This is a genomic window from Bacillus sp. ISL-57, assembly GCF_018613135.1.
Taxonomy (GTDB): Bacteria; Bacillota; Bacilli; order Bacillales; family DSM-1321; genus Peribacillus; species Peribacillus frigoritolerans.
The window spans coordinates 1-18,268 of record NZ_JAGGQV010000012.1; the positions used below are offsets into that span (position 1 = coordinate 1).

Annotated in this window: 23 protein-coding genes and 1 pseudogene; all 24 read left to right on the top strand. The window is 39.8% G+C overall.

The features are described 5' to 3' along the window. Positions 1–173: 173 nt before the first annotated feature. Positions 174–863: a J domain-containing protein gene (locus J7I90_RS16570; protein ID WP_214772932.1), complete on the top strand. Its 690-nt coding sequence runs from the start codon at positions 174–176 to the stop codon at positions 861–863. Positions 864–1,149: 286 nt separating this feature from the next. Further along, positions 1,150–1,683, top strand: coding sequence for a serine O-acetyltransferase (locus J7I90_RS16575; protein WP_214772933.1), 534 nt, complete (start codon positions 1,150–1,152; stop codon positions 1,681–1,683). Positions 1,684–1,741: 58 nt separating this feature from the next. Beyond that, on the top strand, positions 1,742–1,948 hold the full coding sequence (locus J7I90_RS16580) for a hypothetical protein (RefSeq protein ID WP_214772934.1): 207 nt from the start codon (positions 1,742–1,744) through the stop codon (positions 1,946–1,948). Positions 1,949–2,332: 384 nt separating this feature from the next. Beyond that, positions 2,333–2,842, top strand: coding sequence for a hypothetical protein (locus J7I90_RS16585; RefSeq protein ID WP_214772935.1), 510 nt, complete (start codon positions 2,333–2,335; stop codon positions 2,840–2,842). A 2-nt stretch (positions 2,843–2,844) separates the two neighbouring features. Further along, positions 2,845–4,659: a phage terminase large subunit family protein gene (locus tag J7I90_RS16590; RefSeq protein WP_214772936.1), complete on the top strand. Its 1,815-nt coding sequence runs from the start codon at positions 2,845–2,847 to the stop codon at positions 4,657–4,659. Then, positions 4,660–4,884 (top strand): DUF6148 family protein, encoded by a 225-nt coding sequence (locus J7I90_RS16595; RefSeq protein WP_214772937.1) that lies wholly within the window; start codon positions 4,660–4,662, stop codon positions 4,882–4,884. Positions 4,885–4,969: 85 nt separating this feature from the next. After that, a complete protein-coding gene (locus tag J7I90_RS16600) occupies positions 4,970–6,562 on the top strand; it encodes a phage portal protein (RefSeq protein WP_214772938.1) in 1,593 nt (530 codons plus the stop codon). Then, positions 6,559–7,635: a head maturation protease, ClpP-related gene (locus J7I90_RS16605; protein ID WP_214772939.1), complete on the top strand. Its 1,077-nt coding sequence runs from the start codon at positions 6,559–6,561 to the stop codon at positions 7,633–7,635. Before J7I90_RS16600 ends, J7I90_RS16605 begins: the two co-directional genes overlap by 4 nt. Then, positions 7,635–8,012 (top strand): head decoration protein, encoded by a 378-nt coding sequence (locus tag J7I90_RS16610; RefSeq protein ID WP_214772940.1) that lies wholly within the window; start codon positions 7,635–7,637, stop codon positions 8,010–8,012. Before J7I90_RS16605 ends, J7I90_RS16610 begins: the two co-directional genes overlap by 1 nt. 15 nt (positions 8,013–8,027) lie before the next feature. Next, positions 8,028–9,077: a major capsid protein gene (locus J7I90_RS16615; RefSeq protein ID WP_214772941.1), complete on the top strand. Its 1,050-nt coding sequence runs from the start codon at positions 8,028–8,030 to the stop codon at positions 9,075–9,077. A gap of 14 nt (positions 9,078–9,091) precedes the next feature. Further along, positions 9,092–9,457, top strand: coding sequence for a hypothetical protein (locus J7I90_RS16620; RefSeq protein ID WP_214772942.1), 366 nt, complete (start codon positions 9,092–9,094; stop codon positions 9,455–9,457). 1 nt (position 9,458) lies between these two features. After that, positions 9,459–9,779, top strand: a complete 321-nt coding sequence (locus J7I90_RS16625) for a hypothetical protein (RefSeq protein ID WP_214772943.1) — start codon at positions 9,459–9,461, stop codon at positions 9,777–9,779. Continuing rightward, positions 9,776–10,348, top strand: coding sequence for a phage tail protein (locus tag J7I90_RS16630; protein ID WP_214772944.1), 573 nt, complete (start codon positions 9,776–9,778; stop codon positions 10,346–10,348). Before J7I90_RS16625 ends, J7I90_RS16630 begins: the two co-directional genes overlap by 4 nt. Further along, positions 10,345–10,812 carry a hypothetical protein gene (locus J7I90_RS16635; protein WP_214772945.1) on the top strand — a complete coding sequence of 156 codons (468 nt, stop codon included), beginning with the start codon at positions 10,345–10,347 and terminating at the stop codon, positions 10,810–10,812. The genes J7I90_RS16630 and J7I90_RS16635 overlap by 4 nt, the downstream gene beginning before the upstream one ends. Further along, positions 10,809–11,147, top strand: coding sequence for a hypothetical protein (locus J7I90_RS16640; protein ID WP_214772946.1), 339 nt, complete (start codon positions 10,809–10,811; stop codon positions 11,145–11,147). The genes J7I90_RS16635 and J7I90_RS16640 overlap by 4 nt, the downstream gene beginning before the upstream one ends. Beyond that, positions 11,147–12,604, top strand: coding sequence for a phage tail sheath family protein (locus J7I90_RS16645; protein ID WP_214772947.1), 1,458 nt, complete (start codon positions 11,147–11,149; stop codon positions 12,602–12,604). The genes J7I90_RS16640 and J7I90_RS16645 overlap by 1 nt, the downstream gene beginning before the upstream one ends. A gap of 2 nt (positions 12,605–12,606) precedes the next feature. Then, on the top strand, positions 12,607–13,125 hold the full coding sequence (locus tag J7I90_RS16650) for a phage major tail tube protein (RefSeq protein WP_214772948.1): 519 nt from the start codon (positions 12,607–12,609) through the stop codon (positions 13,123–13,125). Between the two features lie 14 nt (positions 13,126–13,139). After that, complete coding sequence (locus tag J7I90_RS16655; protein WP_214772949.1) at positions 13,140–13,463, top strand: phage tail assembly protein; 324 nt, start codon at positions 13,140–13,142, stop codon at positions 13,461–13,463. A gap of 172 nt (positions 13,464–13,635) precedes the next feature. Next, the gene (locus tag J7I90_RS16660) at positions 13,636–15,282 is read left to right on the top strand and encodes a lysozyme family protein (RefSeq protein WP_214772950.1); all 1,647 of its coding nucleotides are present in this window, start codon (positions 13,636–13,638) and stop codon (positions 15,280–15,282) included. A gap of 213 nt (positions 15,283–15,495) precedes the next feature. After that, positions 15,496–15,732: pseudogene (locus J7I90_RS27460) on the top strand (transglycosylase SLT domain-containing protein); the annotation flags it as partial. A 305-nt stretch (positions 15,733–16,037) separates the two neighbouring features. Next, positions 16,038–16,313 carry a tail protein X gene (locus tag J7I90_RS16670; protein ID WP_214772952.1) on the top strand — a complete coding sequence of 92 codons (276 nt, stop codon included), beginning with the start codon at positions 16,038–16,040 and terminating at the stop codon, positions 16,311–16,313. Next, positions 16,313–17,365 carry a phage late control D family protein gene (locus J7I90_RS16675; protein WP_214772953.1) on the top strand — a complete coding sequence of 351 codons (1,053 nt, stop codon included), beginning with the start codon at positions 16,313–16,315 and terminating at the stop codon, positions 17,363–17,365. The genes J7I90_RS16670 and J7I90_RS16675 overlap by 1 nt, the downstream gene beginning before the upstream one ends. Next, the gene (locus tag J7I90_RS16680; protein ID WP_214772954.1) at positions 17,365–17,583 is read left to right on the top strand and encodes a hypothetical protein; all 219 of its coding nucleotides are present in this window, start codon (positions 17,365–17,367) and stop codon (positions 17,581–17,583) included. Before J7I90_RS16675 ends, J7I90_RS16680 begins: the two co-directional genes overlap by 1 nt. Before the next feature lie 10 nt (positions 17,584–17,593). Beyond that, complete coding sequence (locus tag J7I90_RS16685; RefSeq protein WP_214772955.1) at positions 17,594–18,262, top strand: phage tail protein; 669 nt, start codon at positions 17,594–17,596, stop codon at positions 18,260–18,262. Positions 18,263–18,268: the final 6 nt, after the last annotated feature.

Below are 18,268 nucleotides of genomic sequence, written 5' to 3' on the forward strand. Positions count from 1 at the left end.
GGAGTAGTTAGCAGTAAACACTTAGATCCAGGTACAGTTGGAACAAAAAACCTAGACCCAGGCACAGTGGGATACTAAATAAGAATTTGAAGGCACTCATTCATTGAGTGCATTTTTATGTTGCAGGATATTATCTCCTTATGTAGAATTTATAGGACGAAAGGGGGATAAAAATGTTAGATAACAAAACATCTCTTAAAGGAATAAAGGCTTTAATTTTTAGCGTATTTGCCTGTCTATTATTTTGGAAGTATTATTTTCAAAAGGACAGTTATGAAAAAGATGTAAAAATATACGAAACAATGCTTTTTCATAGGTTTACATTTTCAAATATAGTTCTTATAACATCCATGATTACACTTGCAAAATATTACTTTTTTGAATCTATGGTTGACCCCAGGCCATTAATATTTTTAGGAATACTTATCTTTTTTATACATTGGATCATTCAATTTAAACATGGTGCACCATATTGGATGCGTGAAGATGCTAAAAGGTCTAAAGAAAGATTTCAAGCTTACGAAGAATATGTAAAAACTCTACCACGTACATCTTTCGATGATTTCATTGATAATTTATTTACTTCTTTTTTTGGAGAAGGTAAAAAAAGTAACCAAGAGTGGTCTAATAGGGAATATGAAAAGCAGCAAAATAATCAGGGTAAAAATGAAATAGAAACAATTTTAGCAAAATTCGATTTACCTCCTGACACTACTGATTATACAATCATAAAACGCCAGTTCAAAAAGTTAGCAAAAAAATACCATCCAGATATGCCAAATGGTAATGAGCAAGTGTTTAAGAAACTAATAGTGGATTTTGAAATATTAAATAACTATTTTAATTTTAAAAAAGATGCATAAGGAGCCCGATTGGGGTGTCTCTTTTGATCTAAGATTAGATTATCGTAATGCACTCATTCATTGGGTGCTTTTTTATGTCCATATATTATAGGCTATAATAGTCAATTCTAATAAGGCATGTCTTTAAAGAAAAATAAAATATGTATATATAATTAAAAACTGAATTATTATAGTAAGTTATGCCTAGATGTGATATTTTTATATGATGTATTTAGGATAATGTAACCCTAAAGATTTGGTTATCTTAAACATCATATTATTGAGTTTTCACAACAAGGAGAAGGTAATGATAAAGTCGAAGAATGATTATAGGTTATATTTAAAAGAGGATTTAAAGGCACATAAGATAGCAAAGTGGAATTGGTATTTACGATATCGTTTTCCTATTGTTCATTACCAAAGAACTCTAAGAAAAGTTGAATATAACATGAATTGTAAAAAGGGTATTCTTAATAGAATTTATTTAAAGTACCTTGAAGGTATCCTTATAAATCAAGCGATAAGACTGGGATTTTCAATCGGAAGAAATGTTTTTGGTCCAGGGTTATGTTTGGCCCATTGGGGAAGTATAGTAGTTCACAAATCAACAAAAGTAGGAGACGATTGTAAAATACACTCTGCTGTAAATATAGGAATTAAAAAAGGCAAGTGTCCTGTAATTGGAAATAATGTTTATATAGGTCCTGGTGCTAAATTATTTGGTGGAATAACAATTGGAGATAATGTAAAGATTGGTGCTAATGCTGTAGTAAATAAAGATGTACCAAGTAATGTAACAGTTGTAGGAATACCAGCAAGAGTGGTTACTGAAAAACAGTAGATGGTTTAAGTGTTATCAATAAAAATGTAAGCATCCATTCATTTGGGTGCTTTTTATTTTGGAGAAAGAAGGTGAAGATACCTTGGATTTCATTGATCATGTTGCAAACAAAATGTTGGAGATGGAAAAGGAACATGAAAAGTTATCAGAGAGAGTGAAACAAGGGATAGAAGAGGGGCACAAACGTATAGAAGAGAGGAGTCAAAGGTTTGAAGCAAAAAGGAAAGAGCGAGAAAGACACTTTGATTTCCTAAATAGGAAGTAGCAGAAATGAAACCATACGCTAAGAGGTAGTATAGGTAAGCGTGCTTAAAACAATAAATGCAAGCGTGATAAGGAAGCTAAGAAGTTTTTAAAGAATAATCAATGATAAGGGATGACATGGATTCAAATATTTGCTTATTTTCTCCCTATAAATAAAGGGTTTCGAGGATAAGAAACTCAAACTAATACCTTGGGTCCTCCTGAGAGTAAAATCGCTCTACGGGTGCATACGACCCCAAAAACGGTCTAGTTTTTTATTATTTTTTTTACTTTCGCTTTCTCTTATGAGTTGAGCATAAATAAGTTCTTTGATTTTTTCTTCATCTAATGAATTTTGTTTTATAGATAAAAAAGTAGCTTTATAAACGAAAGTGGGGAAAGTAACATGGCAAAAGAAAAAACGAAAGGAGATATCCATGGAACTGAAATATTAACGAATCAGCTGGCAACTATAGTTGGGAAAACTCCTCAATGGATAAGACAACTTACACGAGATGGAGTCTTAAAGCAATCTGCACGTGGGAAATATATTCTTTCTGATGCCATTCAAGCTTATATAGAACATGTGCAAGGCGGTAAAGAAGATTCCAATAAGCCGAGATATGTGGATGCCAAAACAGAACATGAATTCATCAAAAAAGAAAAAGCTGAACTTGAATTACGTGCAATAAAAGGTCAGTTACATGAGTCGAAAGATGTTAGAAGGGTAATGAGCGACATGATTCTTACTGTTAAATCTAAATTGTTATCGATTCCTGCACGTATTGGTCCACAGCTAGATTGTGAACCTGCTAAGAAAATTGAAAGTACTCTTCATAATGAAATTTCCGATGCATTAAGATCCTTTACAGATTATTCTCCTGAACTTTTTGCAAAGCAAGAAAGTGAAGAGTAATAATGGTTCACGAAAAAACCATCAATTTATTCCAGAGTTTAGCTGAACTGTGGGAACCTAAGCCGGATTTAACTGTTTCGGAATGGGCTGATAAATTTAGGGTGTTAACATCGGAAACAAGCGCGGAGCCTGGACCTTGGAGAACAGAAAGGGCACCATATATGCGTGCAATTATGGATTCAGTTGCAGATAAAGATACGGAAGAAGTAGCGATTATGGCTTCTGCTCAGGTGGGTAAAACAGAATTTATGTTAAATATGGTTGGGTTTCATATTGATTATGACCCAGGCCCTATCATGTTTATGCTGCCGAATAAGAATTTAATAGACTATTTTTCTAAAAAAAGATTAGCAACGATGATTGATGCTAGTCCTTCTTTGCGTGCCAAAGTTAGTGCAGCGAAAAGTAGGGATTCCGGTAATACCATTGATGAAAAAAGTTTTCCAGGTGGATATATTGCTATCGTTGGTGCGAACGCTCCTGCTTCACTGTCCAGCCGACCTATTCGTCTAGTTTTGTGTGATGAGGTTGACCGTTATCCGGTTTCAGCTGGTTCAGAAGGAGATCCAATTACATTGGCAGTTAAGAGGACCACGACATTTACACATAATCGTAAGCATATCTTTGTATCAACGCCATTGGTAAAAGAAACTTCACGGATTGAACAACTATATAATGACAGCACGATGGAGGAATGGTGTTTGCCATGCCCAAGTTGTAATGAGTTTCAACCGTTCATATGGGAACAAATCAAATTTGAATATGAGAAAACAGTCAGCGGTGAATTTGTTGTTAACCAAATCGCACATGCATGTAAAGAGTGTGGAACGTTACATTCCGAAAAAGAATGGAAGCAAGGTTCAGGTCAATGGATCGCACGTAAAGAGCATGCTTCACGTAGAGGTTTTCACTTAAATCAATTAGTAAGTCCCTGGTCTTCTTGGGAAGAAATCGTGAAATCCTTCCTGATTGCTAAACGTGACGGCCGTGAGACTCTAAAGGTTTGGACAAACACTGTACTCGGAGAGGCATGGGAAGAAGACGGTGTACAACTGGACGATGCTGATTTATTTAAACGTCGGGAAGAATACAAAGCGGAAATACCGGAAGATGTAAAGATTTTAACAGCTGCAGTCGATGTACAGGATGATCGATTCGAAGTTGAAGTGATGGGCTGGGGTGCTGGGAAAGAATCGTGGGGCATTGAGTACCATCAAATATACGGAGATTTGAAACAGCAAAAAATATGGGATGAGTTGGACGAATATTTGTCCAGGACTTGGGTGAAATCCGATGGTCGAAGGTTTGGCATTTCTTGTACGTGTATGGATAGTGGAGGCCATTTCACCCAAGAAGTTTACACATTTACTAGACCGAGAGAACCCCGTCGGATTTATGCGATAAAAGGAAAATCCGTACAAATGGGTGAATACGTTCCCCTTATTGCCGGATATACCCGACCGAAGCCATCCAAAACCCTATTGGTTCATTTAGGTGTCAATGATGGGAAATCGCGGGTGATGTCTAACCTTCATTTACATGAATTTGGTCCGAACTATTGTCATTTTCCGAAGGGGCGAGGGTACAATCAGAAGTATTTTGAAGGATTAACAGCGGAACGGCTTGAAACTCGGTATACAAAAGGAGTCCCTTATCAAGTATGGAAAAAGATTCGGGCCCGAAACGAACCACTGGATTTAAGAGTGTACAATACAGCAGCACTTGAGATTTTAAACCCGAATTTAGAAAAAGAATATACACTTGCACCGAAGATAAGACGAAAAAAACGTAGAACGGCTTCAAGGGGGATTGAATAGATGAATGGAGTAACTTTAGAAAGAGCACAGCTTCATTTGGAAGCGTGGCTCGATGCAGAACTTGCAGTATCAACCGGTCAGAGCTATAGCATGGGAACACGGCAATTAACACGGGCGAATCTCACAGAAATAAGCAAACAAATTGCTTTTTGGAGAAAAGAAATTAATTCATTGAGTGGTCAGAGTGGCAAAAGAGTAATGCGATATATTCCTCGTGATCTTTAATAAAAAAGTGTAACGGCTCATTTGCAATGGGGCGTTTTTTTATTGGCAAGTTAACGGCAACTCTAATTTAAAGGAGGTGAAAAATATGAATGTATTCGACCGAATGGTTGCGGTAATTTCCCCTCAAACAGGTTTAAAAAGAGCAAGTGCCCGCAAACAATTGCAAGTTTTGAATCAGGGATACGGAAACCACGGGGCCAGCACAAAAAAGAAAAGCTTGCTCGGATGGCTAGCTGGCTCTGGTTCGGCCTTGGAGGATATCGAATATAACGTCGATAAACTTCGGGGAAGATCCCGTGATTTATATATGGGTGCACCTCTTGCCACTGGGGCGTTGAAAACGATGCGCACTAATGTCATTGGGTCTGGTTTGAAATTGAATGCTCAAATTGATTATGAGTATCTTAATTTGACCACAGATCAAGCAGGCCTTTGGGAAACACAAGTGGAAAGGGAGTTTTCCCTTTGGGCCGAATCTCTCCATTGCGATGCACAGCGGATGAATAACTTTTATGAGCTGCAGCAATTAGCGTTCTTATCCTGGCTTGCATCGGGTGATGTATTTGCCTTACTTCCCGTCATTCCTAGAGTGGGGATGCCTTATGACTTGCGGGTGAAACTAATTGAAGCGGACCGTATATGCACACCAAACAAGCAGCTCTTAAATCTGGATCATAAAATTGTAAATGGTGTAGAGGTGTCTCCATTAGGAGAAATTTCCGCCTATCATATCGCCAAGAATCATCCTCATTCCCTTTCCGTTCAGAATAATGAATGGAGCCGGATTCCTAAATTTGGTGCAAAAACGGGGAGACCGAATATTATTCACCTGATGGAATCAGAACGACCTGAACAACGAAGAGGTGTTCCCATTCTGGCGCCCGTTATGGAAAGCTTAAAACAATTATCCCGATATACGGAAGCTGAACTCATGGCAGCCGTCATTTCTGGCATGTATACCGTGTTTGTTACGACGGAAACCAATCAAAAGGGAGATGAATTCGGGTCAGGTATTGCGGACCAGGATTTAATCGATGAGGAAGATGATACTTCTTTGGAGTTAGGGAATGGATCCGTACATTTTCTAGGGGAAAACGAAAAGATTCAGGAGTCGAACCCGGGACGCCCAAACGTGGCATTCGACGGGTTTGTGACATCCATTTGCCGTCAAATTGGTGCAGCTTTGGAAATTCCCTATGAACTATTGCTGAAAAACTTCACATCTTCTTATTCAGCAAGTCGGGGAGCGCTTTTGGAGGCTTGGAAAATGTTTCGGATGCGCCGCGATTGGATGGCGAATGATTTTTGCCAACCGATTTACGAGGAATTTTTAGCGGAAGGCATTGCAAAAGGGCGAATTTATGCGCCTGGTTTCTTCACAGACCCATTAGCGAGGAAAGCCTATTCTAATGCAGAGTGGAATGGACCAAGCCAAGGTCAACTCGATCCTCTTAAGGAGGTGAACGCAGCAGAGAAACGGGTGAATAATGGATTCACCACTCGGACTAGGGAAACCATTGAATTGACGTCTGGTGATTTCTTTAAAAACCACGCTTTACGGGTGAGAGAAGAAAAGGCCAGACGAGAAGGTGGCCTAACTACGGAGGGAACGTCCATCAACCCAGATAAATCTTCAGAAAAAGGCTCGAAAGACGAAAAAGAGGAGGTGGAAGAATGAAAATTAGTGTAAAAGGGCCCATTATTTCAAGCAATGAACAATGGATTTATGATTGGTTTGGAATTGAGGCAACCAGTCCGAAAAAGGTATCGGATCAGTTGAGTAAGCTCAGCGGGGAAGACATTGACATTGATATTAACAGCGGCGGCGGTTCGGTATTTGATGCCTCTGAAATTTATGCCTTGTTAAAAGATTACAAAGGCAAAAAAACGGGGAAAATCCTTGGACTTGCGGCAAGTGCAGCTTCTGTCATTGCCATGGCTGCAGATAATCTATTAATGGCTCCAACTGCGCAAATGATGATTCATAACGCATCAACCCGTTCACAGGGAGATTACCGGGATATGGACCAAACCTCCAGTTTTCTAAAGAACGTGAATCAAACCATTGCGAATGCTTATAACTTAAAAAGCGGAAAATCCTATGATGAATTGTTGATCATGATGGATAAAGAGACCTGGCTAACACCACAACAGGCCCTGCAGCATCATTTAATTGATGAAATCATGTTCGAGGGTCAAGGCTTTGAATTTGTGGCAAGTGCTGACGGGGGAATGATTCCTCAACAGGTCATCGACAAGATCAGAAATGAATTACATGCAAACCCACCCCTTAATCAAGCTGAAATCCCGGCACAGGCAGCGGTTAACCAAAAAATCATCGGGAATGAACAGGAGGAAAAGGAAACTATGAATCTGGAAGAATTGAAGAATAAACACCCGGAATTATATAACCAAATTAGGAATGAGGGGTATACAGAGGGCGTGAAGGCTGAAAACAGCCGGATTAAATCCATTGAAGATTTACAAATGCCCGGTAACGAAGCCTTAATTAATCAGGCCAAGTTCGAAACCAATGATAGTGCGGAAAGTGTAGCCGTACAAATCATCAAGGCTGAAAAAAGCCGTGGTCAAAATTACTTACAGAATTTAAAAGAGGATGCGGACCCTATTAATAAGGTCCCTGGTTCACCAGCTCCAGAAGAAGGCGGGGAATCGGATAGTGTGAAGGCTTCGAACTTAGGGGCCAACATTGCGGCATCGATTAATAAAATGAGAGGTGGAATTCGATAATGCCTGAACAATTAGGGAATACACTCGGTTCATTTGAATATGACAATCTATTTGCTGGCGGAGTTCAACCAGTAGTGACAGATTCTATTATCGTGAAATCTGGACAATCCTATGTAAGAGGGAGTGTCCTGGCAAAAGGTGCAGATGGTATCGCGGTCTTAGTTGATTCGGCTTCGGCTACTACCTCTATTAAAAAACCATTCGGGATTTTGACCGATGATGTGGATGCCACGACTGAAAACGTGCCAACGACCGTCTATTTAACTGGTGAATTTAATCAAGAGGCTCTTGTTTTTGGAGGGACCGATACATTCAATACACATAAAGGTGCACTACGGGATATCGGAATCATTTTAAAGAAAACTCAGAAGGCATAAGGGGGAATATTAATCATGGCAATCAGTCTATATGATACAAGAACACTATTGGCAGCAACGGAAGCCATGCTGCCGGTCAATACATTTTTAAAATCAACTTTTTTTCCAAATGTAAAAACATTCACATCGGAACATGTCGATGTTGATTACGCGAAAGGCCGTAGAAAAATGGCCCCTTTCGTTTCATCTCGTCTTCCTGGAAAAGTGATGGACAGACAAGGATTTAAAACGAAGTCCTTTAAGCCAGCAACCATTAAACCACTAAGGGTGATCACTGGGGATGATATCAAAAAACGTTCCTTTGGGGAGAATTTTTATTCGGCCAAAAGTCCAGATGACCGCGCGATTGAAATGATTGCTCGTGATTTGTCTGAGATGGATGCAGCTATCACACGGCGTGAAGAATGGATGGCTGCTCAAATCCTTTTCACAGGAAAAGTGGATATAATCGGTGAAGGTGTTCAAGCTGAAATGAATTTTGATTTTACAAACAAAGAAACATTGAGCGGTACTGACCTATGGAGCAATCACTCTGCATCAGGAACAGAAAGCGATCCAATTGGCAATTTAAAAGGATGGAGACAGCAAATCATTAAAAGTTCAGGTATTACCCCGGACCGTGTGATCATGGCATCCGATGTTGTAGATGCGTTTACTAGTCATCCAGCTGTGGTTAAAGTCATGGATACTCAACGAATCATCCTAGGTAAAATCGAACCACAAACCCTACCGGACGGTGTGACGTATATCGGTTCCATCTCCTCTCTTGGTCTTGATTTGTATAGTTATGACGAGTGGTACTACGATGAAGAAACACAAACAGATAAACCGATGGTGCCAGCCGGAACCATTGCTCTTGCATCGACTAGGACACGTTCATCCATTTTGTATGGTGCGGTAACGATTGCGGATTCTCGTACAGAAAATTTCGTGACGTATGAAGGCTCACGTATTCCCGATTCTTGGATTCAAAAAAATCCAGCAGCAAGATTCCTGCAAATGAATAGTAGTCCTTTACCAGTACCAGCCGAAGTCGATTCTTGGTTTGTTGCCAAAGTACTTTAAGGGAGTGATTCATGATGGCCATTGAGTTAAACGAAAAGGTTCGGCATAACGGGGTAACATTCCTGGCCGGAGATATCATTGAAAAAATTAAAAATGTAGAAGCGGAGCGCCTGGTTGATTTGGGAGTCGCTTCTTTTGTTCGTGAAATTCCCTCTCTTCCTAAAAATGAAGTATCTGGTTCTGATCAAATTGTTCCTCCAGTTCATGATCCCGAAGCGGATTACCAGGCATTAGATGAAGCCTATACACTCGAAGAATTAAAAGAAACAGCTGCAGGTGTTGAAGCTCTGAATTTTAAAGGAACTATCAGCAAAAAGGATCTGATTACCTTGATTATTGAATCTGGTAAGATTGATGAATTCTTTGAGGAAACGGAGTAACATGCCAACCTTTAAGGATTACCTTTCAACCGATATTCACAATGTGTTTTTCAATATTAGAGAATTTGCTTCAGAAGAGTTAATCGACGGTCAACGAATGCTGGTCATGATCGATGACGAGCAGCTGCAAAAACATAATCTTAAAAGTGATGGAGAGGGGCTTGCGATGGGCGAGCTCCTTTTTCATGCGAAAAAAGCAGACTTTGTAGAAGAGCCCTTTGTTGAAAAGCGGATGATGTTCAATAACAGCCTTTATGAGGTCCTTTATCTCACTGAAAATGCTGGTGTATATACCATTACCTTGAAGGGGTATCATTCATGAACGATTTTTCCGTAAGTTTAGATAAACGGATGTTAAAGGACGTTCAAGATAAGTTAGGGGCCCTATCGAAAAAGGCCCCTAATGCTATCTCTAGTTCCTTAAACCGTGCCGTGACAAATGTAGCCTCCAATGTCAGTAAGGAAGTTCGAAAGGAATACAACATAAAGTCTGCAGATATTAAGAGTACATTAAGTAAAACAAGGGCTAGTCGGTCCAATTTAAACGCCATTGTAGAATCGAGAGGGGAATTAATTCCCTTGGACAAATTCAAGGTTTCTCCTCGTACTGTACAGCCTAAGAGGAAGAAACCCATCAAAGTTGGCGTGAAAAAGGGTGGATTGAAACAAATCCTCCATGCTTTTGTTGCGGATGTAAACGGAATTAAAGTGTTTGAAAGAAAAGGGAAGGCAAGGTTACCAGTTAGAAAACTATTTGGCCCATCCATTCCTCAAATGCTGAAGAATGAGGATATTCGAAAAAACATTGACCGAGAAGGCTCTGAAACCTTCAATCGCCGCCTTGATCATGAAATTAATCGAATACTGGATAAAGGAAGTGCTTCATCTTGATTCCAATAGACTTACAAGCAGGACTTAAAACCCGATTGGAAGCGGAATTTGCCAATAGAACATTTAAAAATCCCAACAATCAGGATGTGCCACTCAATGTATTCGAACAGCATTTGCCGCAAAAAAAGAAAGAGGACTTAAGTTTATATCCCTACGTCATTATTCAATTAAGCGAAGGAACTCAAGTAACGGAGGTATCCTCTGAAGATATAAAAATCATGTTTATCATTGGGATTTATGATATTGACAGTTCCAATCAAGGATATCGGGAAGTAACGAGGATCATCAATCGCATTACGACCAATCTTACATTAAATCCATTGGTAAATAGAAAATTCGAAATGAATTATCCTATAAAATGGACGATTTATGAGGAAGATGTGGCTCCTTATTTTTTTGGAGGAATAGAAACAACGTGGGCAGTCTCGACTTTCTCACGACAAGATGTGGAGGAATTGATATGACCAAACGAAAAGAAGTACCAGCAAGTGAAGGAATTGAATTGGAGCCATTGGAAAACCAAGAAGAAACGCTAGATACAGCACCCAAAACTGAAAGCACAGAACTGGTTATCTATATAGGAGAAAGCTTAAAGAATGGAAAACTTGAGCAATTCACCGTATTTAATAACGGAATCCCTGAATTTTTAGCGGAGGATATTGAAAAATGCCCTGCTATCAACTCTTTGATTCTACCTATTTCCCAATTAGGAGAATCGAGACGAAAATTGACTATTCAAGGAACAATGGAACATACCTTGAACAGCCAAATCACCCAATATGTTAGGAGTGAAAACTAATGGTATATGAACACGGGATTTCCATTCAAGAGAACACAACATCCGTCATACCACCGATTCAAACGAGTTCGGGAGTTCAAGTGGTTATTGGAACTGCTCCTATCCATTTGGCCTTAGATCCACTAGCGGCTGTCAATAAGCCGATTTTAGCTAGTACATGGGATCAAGCTGTAAAAGGATTGGGATATAGCGAGAACTTTAAATCCTATAGCCTCTGTGAATCCATGTATGCATCCTTTAAATTATTTCAAGTGGCACCGATTGTTTTTATTAATGTACTGGATCCTTCCTTACACAAAACAGCTGTAACAGATCAGGCCATTACCCTAACAAAAGGTTCAGGCATTATCGACGTAGAAGGTGTGCTATTAAGTTCAGTCGTCTTAAAAAGCACGGATGGTGTAAAAACCTTCGTGAAAAATACGGATTACACGATTGCTTTCAACAAAAATGACAGACCTGTAATTTCTGTCATTCCAACAGGAGCTATTGGTGTTGCAGCAGGACTAAAAGCAACTTTCGACAAGTTGGATCCAACGAAAGTCACCAAAGAGGACATTATCGGTGGCTATAATGCTGCAACGGGTAAATACAGTGGCGCAGAGCTCATTCGTCAAGTCTTCCCTATGTTTGGATTGATTCCAGGTTTACTCTTGGCACCAGGTTGGAGCCAGTTACCTGAAGTCGCACTCGTTTTAGATGCAAAGGGAAGAAAAATTAATGGGAATTTTAACTGCATGAATGTATTGGACATCGATAGTAGTGTCGTAAAAAAATACGAAGATGCTGCGGCCTGGAAAGCTAATAATTCCTATACAAGTGAAAAATCCGTTGTTTTATGGCCGAAAATCAAGATTGGAAACTTAATTTTATCTCACAGTGCAGTAATGGCGGCTTCTATGGCCTCTCTAGACGCTTCAAATGAGGATGTCCCATTTGTTTCGCCGTCTAATAAACGTCTTCCGATTTCTGGTACGGTTTTGGCAGATGGTACAGAAGTTTATTTGGAACAAACACAGGCAAATTCCTTAAATGGCTCCGGCATTGTGACCGCAATTAATTGGAATGGGTGGAGATCTTGGGGGAATAATACGGCAGCTTATCCAAATACCACAGATCCGAAGGATCGTTTCATTGCAATCAGAAGGGTGTTTGATTGGTGGGGTAATACATTTATTCAAACCTACTTTGAACGAGTAGATGATCCCCTTAATTTCCGATTGATTGAGAGTGTCGTAGATAGTGAAAATTTAAGGGCAAACGGCTATCAAGCTAAAGGTCAAATCGCAGGTGCTTCTATTGAATTTAGTGAAGAACTTAATCCTCAATCAGATATTTTAGCAGGGAAAATTACGTTTATACAAAAAATCGCTGCCTTTACACCAGCTGAACATATCGTAAATATTTTGGAATTTGATCCAACAAAATTAACTAACTCAATTTTCGGAGGTGAATAACCATGGGAAATCCAATTCCAGAAAAAGTGGTTGCTTATAACGTGTACGATGATACAGAAAAACTAGTAGGGTTAGCCGGTGAGGTTACCCTTCCTAATTTGGAAGCCATGTCTGAAACAATATCAGGTGCTGGTATTCTGGGGGAATACGATAGTGTAAACCCTGGTCACTTTGGTTCATTGACCATCGAGATTGCTTTTCGAACGCTTTTCCAAAAATCATTTTCATTAATGAAAAACAGAGGGAAAACTTTAGTACTACGAGCTGCACAACAAAGTTTTGATGTATCCGATGGAATTCTCCGTCAACGAGGGCTAAAAATCACATTAAAATATACAGCAAAGGGACTTGAACTTGGTAAATTGGCCGCAGGGGCAGCTACTGAATCCAAAAACACGCTGGAAGTTTTATATATTAAGGTTGAAGAAAACGGCAAGACCTTACTCGAATTAGACAAGCTGAATTTCATTTATATCGTAGATGGTGAAGACATTTTGAAAGATATCAAAAAATTAATTTAAGGAGCTGTTTGGGAATGAATGCAGAGAAAACAACGGAAAATAAAAAGGTGGAAAATAACAAAGTCGTAGTTTTTAATAAACCGTATCAATTTGAGGGCAATGAATATAAGGAAATCGATCTATCAAAGCTTGAAGACCTTACAGGAGAAGATCTGTTAGAAGCTGACAAACAATTTGCAGCAAGCGGGCAGTTTGCTGTGGTAACTGAAATGAGCATGGGGTATTGCTTTATCATCGCAGCCCTGACAATTGGACAACCAATCGAGTTTTTTAATAAGTTACCTGCAAAGGAAGTCATGAAGGTTAAAAACCAGGTGATTGGTTTTTTGAACAATTAGGAATCATAGAGCGCAGTAATGGTAAATTCATAAGAAACATAACAGGACGAATGCTGAGGAAATCATGCATTCGTCTTTCTCATGCCACGAATTCGGGTTGGGGGCGTTACATGAGGATGAGTCTGATTGAATTAGGTGAATTCATTGAGGACTTTGAGGAGGCGAGCAAGAAATGAGCAATCAAAAAATGTATGAGATTGCTTTTAGACTTGGCGCTTCCGTAAGTCCTAGTTTGAAAGCGGCAATTGTAAGTACTAATAAACGTCTATCCAGTCTTAATAACAATTCGAAGTTGCTAGAGAAAAGCATGATAGGTGTTTCAAAATCCGTAATCAAGACAGCATCATCAACTGTAAAGATGGCTGTGGCTATGTCTGCGGTAAAGGTTGCTTTAGCAGGCGTGACAGCAGCATCGGCTCCTGTCATAGCAGGTGTTGGCGCTTTAGGTGCTTCATTAGCATCGGCAGGAATGGGAGCTGCTGCATTTGGCGCGGTGGCGGCTTCTGCCATAGGAAAAGTAGTAGAAGCCTCTGGAGAAGTTGAAAAGATCGAGGAGAAAATCGCAAAGGCCGACTCAGCAAAAGAACGTATTGCTGCACAAAAGGAACTAGCTGCCGTTTATGCAGGCATGAGTTCTGAACAAAGAGGTGCCTTAAAAAACTTACAGGGCTTCAAATCTTTTTGGGGTGGGTTTGTTAAAGGTTTTGAAAAACCGATCTTTCAAGCGTTTGGGACATCCTTGCAAATCGCTAAAAATGGTTTAAAACTCCTGGGGCCTACCATTCAAAATGTAGCGGGTGTTGTGGTAGAACTGACAGAGAAATTTAATACGGCACTGAAAGGTTCATCCATGAAGGGCTTTTTTGAGTGGCTATCTACAAACGCTGCGGAAAGCCTCTATAATTTCGCTCATGTAGCCGGAAACGCCTTAAGTGGGACGATGAGTCTATTCCAGGCTTTTGCTCCATTAGGCGCAAGTATGGAAGAAGGATTAGTCGGAATGACTGCAAGGTTTAAGGAATGGGCAGCAGGACTAAGTAATTCTAAGGGTTTTCAAAATTTCATGGAGTACGCAAAAGCCAATGGTCCCGTTCTTTTAGGCGTAGTAGGGAATATCGTAACCGTTATTAAAAACCTTATAGTGGGACTTGCCCCATTAGGATCTAGTGTACTAAAGGTTGTTGAAAGTATTACAGGATTTATTGCTAAGTTAACATCTACACGGACTGATATGGATGCTTTTAAAGCAAAAGCACTCGAAATATTTGGCAAGGTGCAGGAGTTTGTTTTGCCTCTTGTATCTAAGGTAGGTTCCTTTGTTTTGAATACCTTCCGAAAGATTTCATCCTTCTGGAGTGAAAACGGAAGCAGTATCATCTCAGCATTGTCGAAAGTTTTCGGTGTTGCAGGGGCGGTGAAAGACGCTGCTTTAGATATTTATAGCTATATATCAGACCCTGCCAAATTGATGAAGATGATGATGGAAAAGTACGGAGCGGTCATGCCTTCTTTTTCCGGCACATTTGGTGATATTGGAAAAGGCTCCTTTAAGATGATTAAGGACAAGGCGATTGGTTACTTAAAAGAAAAACTATCTGGTATTGGAGGTTCTGGCGGTAACTTTTCAGGAGGAGCAGCTGCACCGGACCAGGTGAAAGCATGGGTTGCTCAAGCATTACGATTGACCGGAACTGACATGTCATGGATGCCCGCGATGCTAGTCAAAGCAAAAAAAGAATCTGGTTATAATCCACGTGCAATAAACTTGTGGGATATCAATGCCAAGCGTGGAATACCGAGTAAAGGGTTAATAAAATAGCCCCTTATATCAGTGATGGTATAAGAAAACCGTGAATATGCTGGAACCCCCTTAGAGCCTTCAATACGAGCGTAAGCCGTAACAATTTGAAGGATTGGGCAATCAGCAGGGATAGCCGAAAACGGAAGCCCTCAACGACTACCAAGCGGCAACTCAATGAGTTGATGGTATAGTCTAGTCCCTTTAAAATATGGCGAAAGTCAGGGTATAAACGTATTCCAAACAATTGATCCAACATTTAACGCTTATAAAATGGCTGGAATGAATGATATTTACAATCCAATCCATAATGCTGTTGCAGCTATTCGATACATTAAAAGCAGATACGGAACTGTATTTAATACACCGGGCATAAAAAGCATGGCCAGAGGCGGTGCATACAAAGGGTATTACAAAGGTGGACAAGTTGATTCTTCACAATGGGCGTGGGTAGGCGAAGATGGTCCCGAACTTATGAAGATGCGTGGCGGATCACGTGTATTCAACAATAAGAAAAGCAATTCGATTCTTTCGAGACTGCTTTCATTTGGCAACTCTGAAGGGCAAACCAATCAACAGAACAATAAGAATAGTGAATCGAACGACCAATTTGTTTTTGCACCGGTCATTCACATAGCAGAACGTGCAGATAAAAAGGAAATCGAGAATTATGTAAAAACAATTCTCGGTGATCAGTACGAAGAGTTCATAAAAATGATGAAGAAATTCAAAAAGGATGAGGACCGTATGTCTTTTAACACGTAGGAGGGGATATTTTGAAGACCTATACCACAATTTCGGGGGATACCTTTGACAAAATCGCCTTCGAACTGTTAGGGAGCGAGTATCTTTTCCCCTTACTCCTTGCCGAGAATCAGCAATATCGTGAAGTCTTGATGTTTTCTGCCGGAGTTGTCTTGAATATTCCGGAAGTGGAAACAGATGACTATGAAAATATCCCAGAGTGGATGACGGATGATTTTGTGGATGAGACAGGGGATTATGCAGAGGAAGAAACTGCTGAAGTGGCCTTGGAAGGGGTGGATTCATAATGGATGGAAGGAGAATATCCACGGATATTTTATATGATAATCAGACCATTTCTGTTGATATTGACCCCTTCATTACGGATGTCTCCTTTTCTGACAACTTCAGTGGTCAGGCCGATACTATTTCTCTATCGATTGGTGATCGGGAACGTAAATGGATGAATACATGGATGCCGAAAAAGGGCGCTTCTTTGGAAGCATCTCTTATTATTTCTTCTGATTGGGGCAGTACCAAATCTTCTAAAAGAAAACTTGGATACTTTGAAATTGATGACATTAATGTGAGTGGCCCACCGAATAAACTGAATATCGGAGGGACTTCCGTTCCTCAATCCAGTTCCCTGAAGGGACAGCGAAAAAATCGATCATGGGAAAAGACCAATTTCAAACATGTAGCGTCTGATATCGCTAAGAGAAATAAAATGAAATTGTACTTTAGCGCAGAGGAAAACCCTAGCTTTGACCGGGTGGACCAGGAATATGAAACAGATTTAGCCTTTTTAATGAAGCTCTGTAATGATGCAGGCTTCGCTTTAAAGGTAGCCAATAAAAGCATTTCCATTTTCGATGAAGTGAAATTCGAAAAGGAAGCGATTGTGGACACCATTAAACGGACAGATTACCGGGTGAAGGATTATTCAGGGAATGACACATTGAGCAGCATCTATAAATCTTGCAAAGTGTCACATACCTATACCGTTACCGAAAAAATTCCTAATTCGAAGAAAGAAAGGAAACGGACAAAAACCATTTCCTATACTTTTACTCCAACAAAACCGCCAAAGTCAGACCGAGTTTTAATAGTAAATGAAGAAGTGAAGTCTACTGCAGCTGCTAAGAATTTAGCGAAGAAGAGATTACGGGCAGAAAATAAAAATGGAACCACTTTTTCCATTAAATTAGCTGGTTTCCATTCTTATTATGCTGGTCAAACGGTAAAACTTGCTGAATTTGGAGGATTTGATGGGAAGTATATTATCTTATCCGTTAATGGTAAGACCGGAAACGGCTCAGAAACCGCCCTGGAGCTAAGAAAATGCCTGGAGGGATATTAATGAAATCAACAAAGGAAATAGCGGCTATAGGCCGTGTATCAGCTGTATATCCAGACAGAATGACTGCTAAGGTATTTCGAGAAGATAAGGAAATCGTAACGGCTGAACTGGCCATATTGGATAGAGGGGACAACTATCTTCCATCTGTAGGGGATCCTGTCTGGTGTCTGTTTTTACCTGTGGGGTCTTCTGCAGGTTGTATATTGGGTGGAATGTAGGTGAAAAAGAATGGGGAAAATCGGAAGCTTTGCAGGTGTAACATTTGAAGTATCTTCTAAAAAGTTACTGACCTTTGACGAGTTTTCAAGGAGTGGCAGTTCACGTTGGGCTACACATGACGTAAATCTAAGGAAACCAATGCCTGAATTCCTAGGTCCAGGACAAGACAGTCTTTCATTAAAAATTAAATTAAGTGCTTATCATGGGATTAGCCCCACCACAGTATTAAATACATTGCGGTCGTTTAAAGATAAAGGTAAATATGGGTCATTTATTATTGGGACAAAACCAATTTCATCTAGCTATTGGTATATTGAAGATATTTCAGAGGGATATACCAATATAGATGGTAAGGGACGGATTTTATCTATAGAAACCACCTTAACCATTAAAGAGTATCCCAAGCCTGTGGTTGTAACGGTAAAGAAGAAACCAAAGCCAAAACCGAAAAAACCGGCTTCTTCAAAAAGGAAAAAGCTTGGAGTCATTACAATAAAAGTTGGCATGTTAAATTGTCGAGCAAAACCATCATTAAAGGGAAGAATACTTAAGGTGCTTAGAAAGAACCAGAAATATACTGTCTATGGAATTAAGAAAACGGACATCCCCTGGTATGATCTTGGCGGCGGCAAATGGACATCAGCTGTTTCTAAATATACAAGTTTGAAGAAAGGGTGATTGAGT

Bases quoted from the DNA above. Each gene is read 5' to 3' on its own strand.
- J7I90_RS16570 (WP_214772932.1), top strand. From the start codon at position 174: ATGTTAGATAACAAAACATCTCTTAAAGGAATAAAGGCTTTAATTTTT.
- J7I90_RS16575 (WP_214772933.1), top strand. From the start codon at position 1,150: ATGATAAAGTCGAAGAATGATTATAGGTTATATTTAAAAGAGGATTTA.
- J7I90_RS16585 (WP_214772935.1), top strand. From the start codon at position 2,333: ATGGCAAAAGAAAAAACGAAAGGAGATATCCATGGAACTGAAATATTA.
- J7I90_RS16590 (WP_214772936.1), top strand. From the start codon at position 2,845: ATGGTTCACGAAAAAACCATCAATTTATTCCAGAGTTTAGCTGAACTG.
- J7I90_RS16595 (WP_214772937.1), top strand. From the start codon at position 4,660: ATGAATGGAGTAACTTTAGAAAGAGCACAGCTTCATTTGGAAGCGTGG.
- J7I90_RS16600 (WP_214772938.1), top strand. From the start codon at position 4,970: ATGAATGTATTCGACCGAATGGTTGCGGTAATTTCCCCTCAAACAGGT.
- J7I90_RS16605 (WP_214772939.1), top strand. From the start codon at position 6,559: ATGAAAATTAGTGTAAAAGGGCCCATTATTTCAAGCAATGAACAATGG.
- J7I90_RS16610 (WP_214772940.1), top strand. From the start codon at position 7,635: ATGCCTGAACAATTAGGGAATACACTCGGTTCATTTGAATATGACAAT.
- J7I90_RS16615 (WP_214772941.1), top strand. From the start codon at position 8,028: ATGGCAATCAGTCTATATGATACAAGAACACTATTGGCAGCAACGGAA.
- J7I90_RS16620 (WP_214772942.1), top strand. From the start codon at position 9,092: ATGGCCATTGAGTTAAACGAAAAGGTTCGGCATAACGGGGTAACATTC.
- J7I90_RS16625 (WP_214772943.1), top strand. From the start codon at position 9,459: ATGCCAACCTTTAAGGATTACCTTTCAACCGATATTCACAATGTGTTT.
- J7I90_RS16630 (WP_214772944.1), top strand. From the start codon at position 9,776: ATGAACGATTTTTCCGTAAGTTTAGATAAACGGATGTTAAAGGACGTT.
- J7I90_RS16640 (WP_214772946.1), top strand. From the start codon at position 10,809: ATGACCAAACGAAAAGAAGTACCAGCAAGTGAAGGAATTGAATTGGAG.
- J7I90_RS16645 (WP_214772947.1), top strand. From the start codon at position 11,147: ATGGTATATGAACACGGGATTTCCATTCAAGAGAACACAACATCCGTC.
- J7I90_RS16650 (WP_214772948.1), top strand. From the start codon at position 12,607: ATGGGAAATCCAATTCCAGAAAAAGTGGTTGCTTATAACGTGTACGAT.
- J7I90_RS16655 (WP_214772949.1), top strand. From the start codon at position 13,140: ATGAATGCAGAGAAAACAACGGAAAATAAAAAGGTGGAAAATAACAAA.
- J7I90_RS16660 (WP_214772950.1), top strand. From the start codon at position 13,636: ATGAGCAATCAAAAAATGTATGAGATTGCTTTTAGACTTGGCGCTTCC.
- J7I90_RS16675 (WP_214772953.1), top strand. From the start codon at position 16,313: ATGGATGGAAGGAGAATATCCACGGATATTTTATATGATAATCAGACC.
- J7I90_RS16680 (WP_214772954.1), top strand. From the start codon at position 17,365: ATGAAATCAACAAAGGAAATAGCGGCTATAGGCCGTGTATCAGCTGTA.
- J7I90_RS16685 (WP_214772955.1), top strand. From the start codon at position 17,594: ATGGGGAAAATCGGAAGCTTTGCAGGTGTAACATTTGAAGTATCTTCT.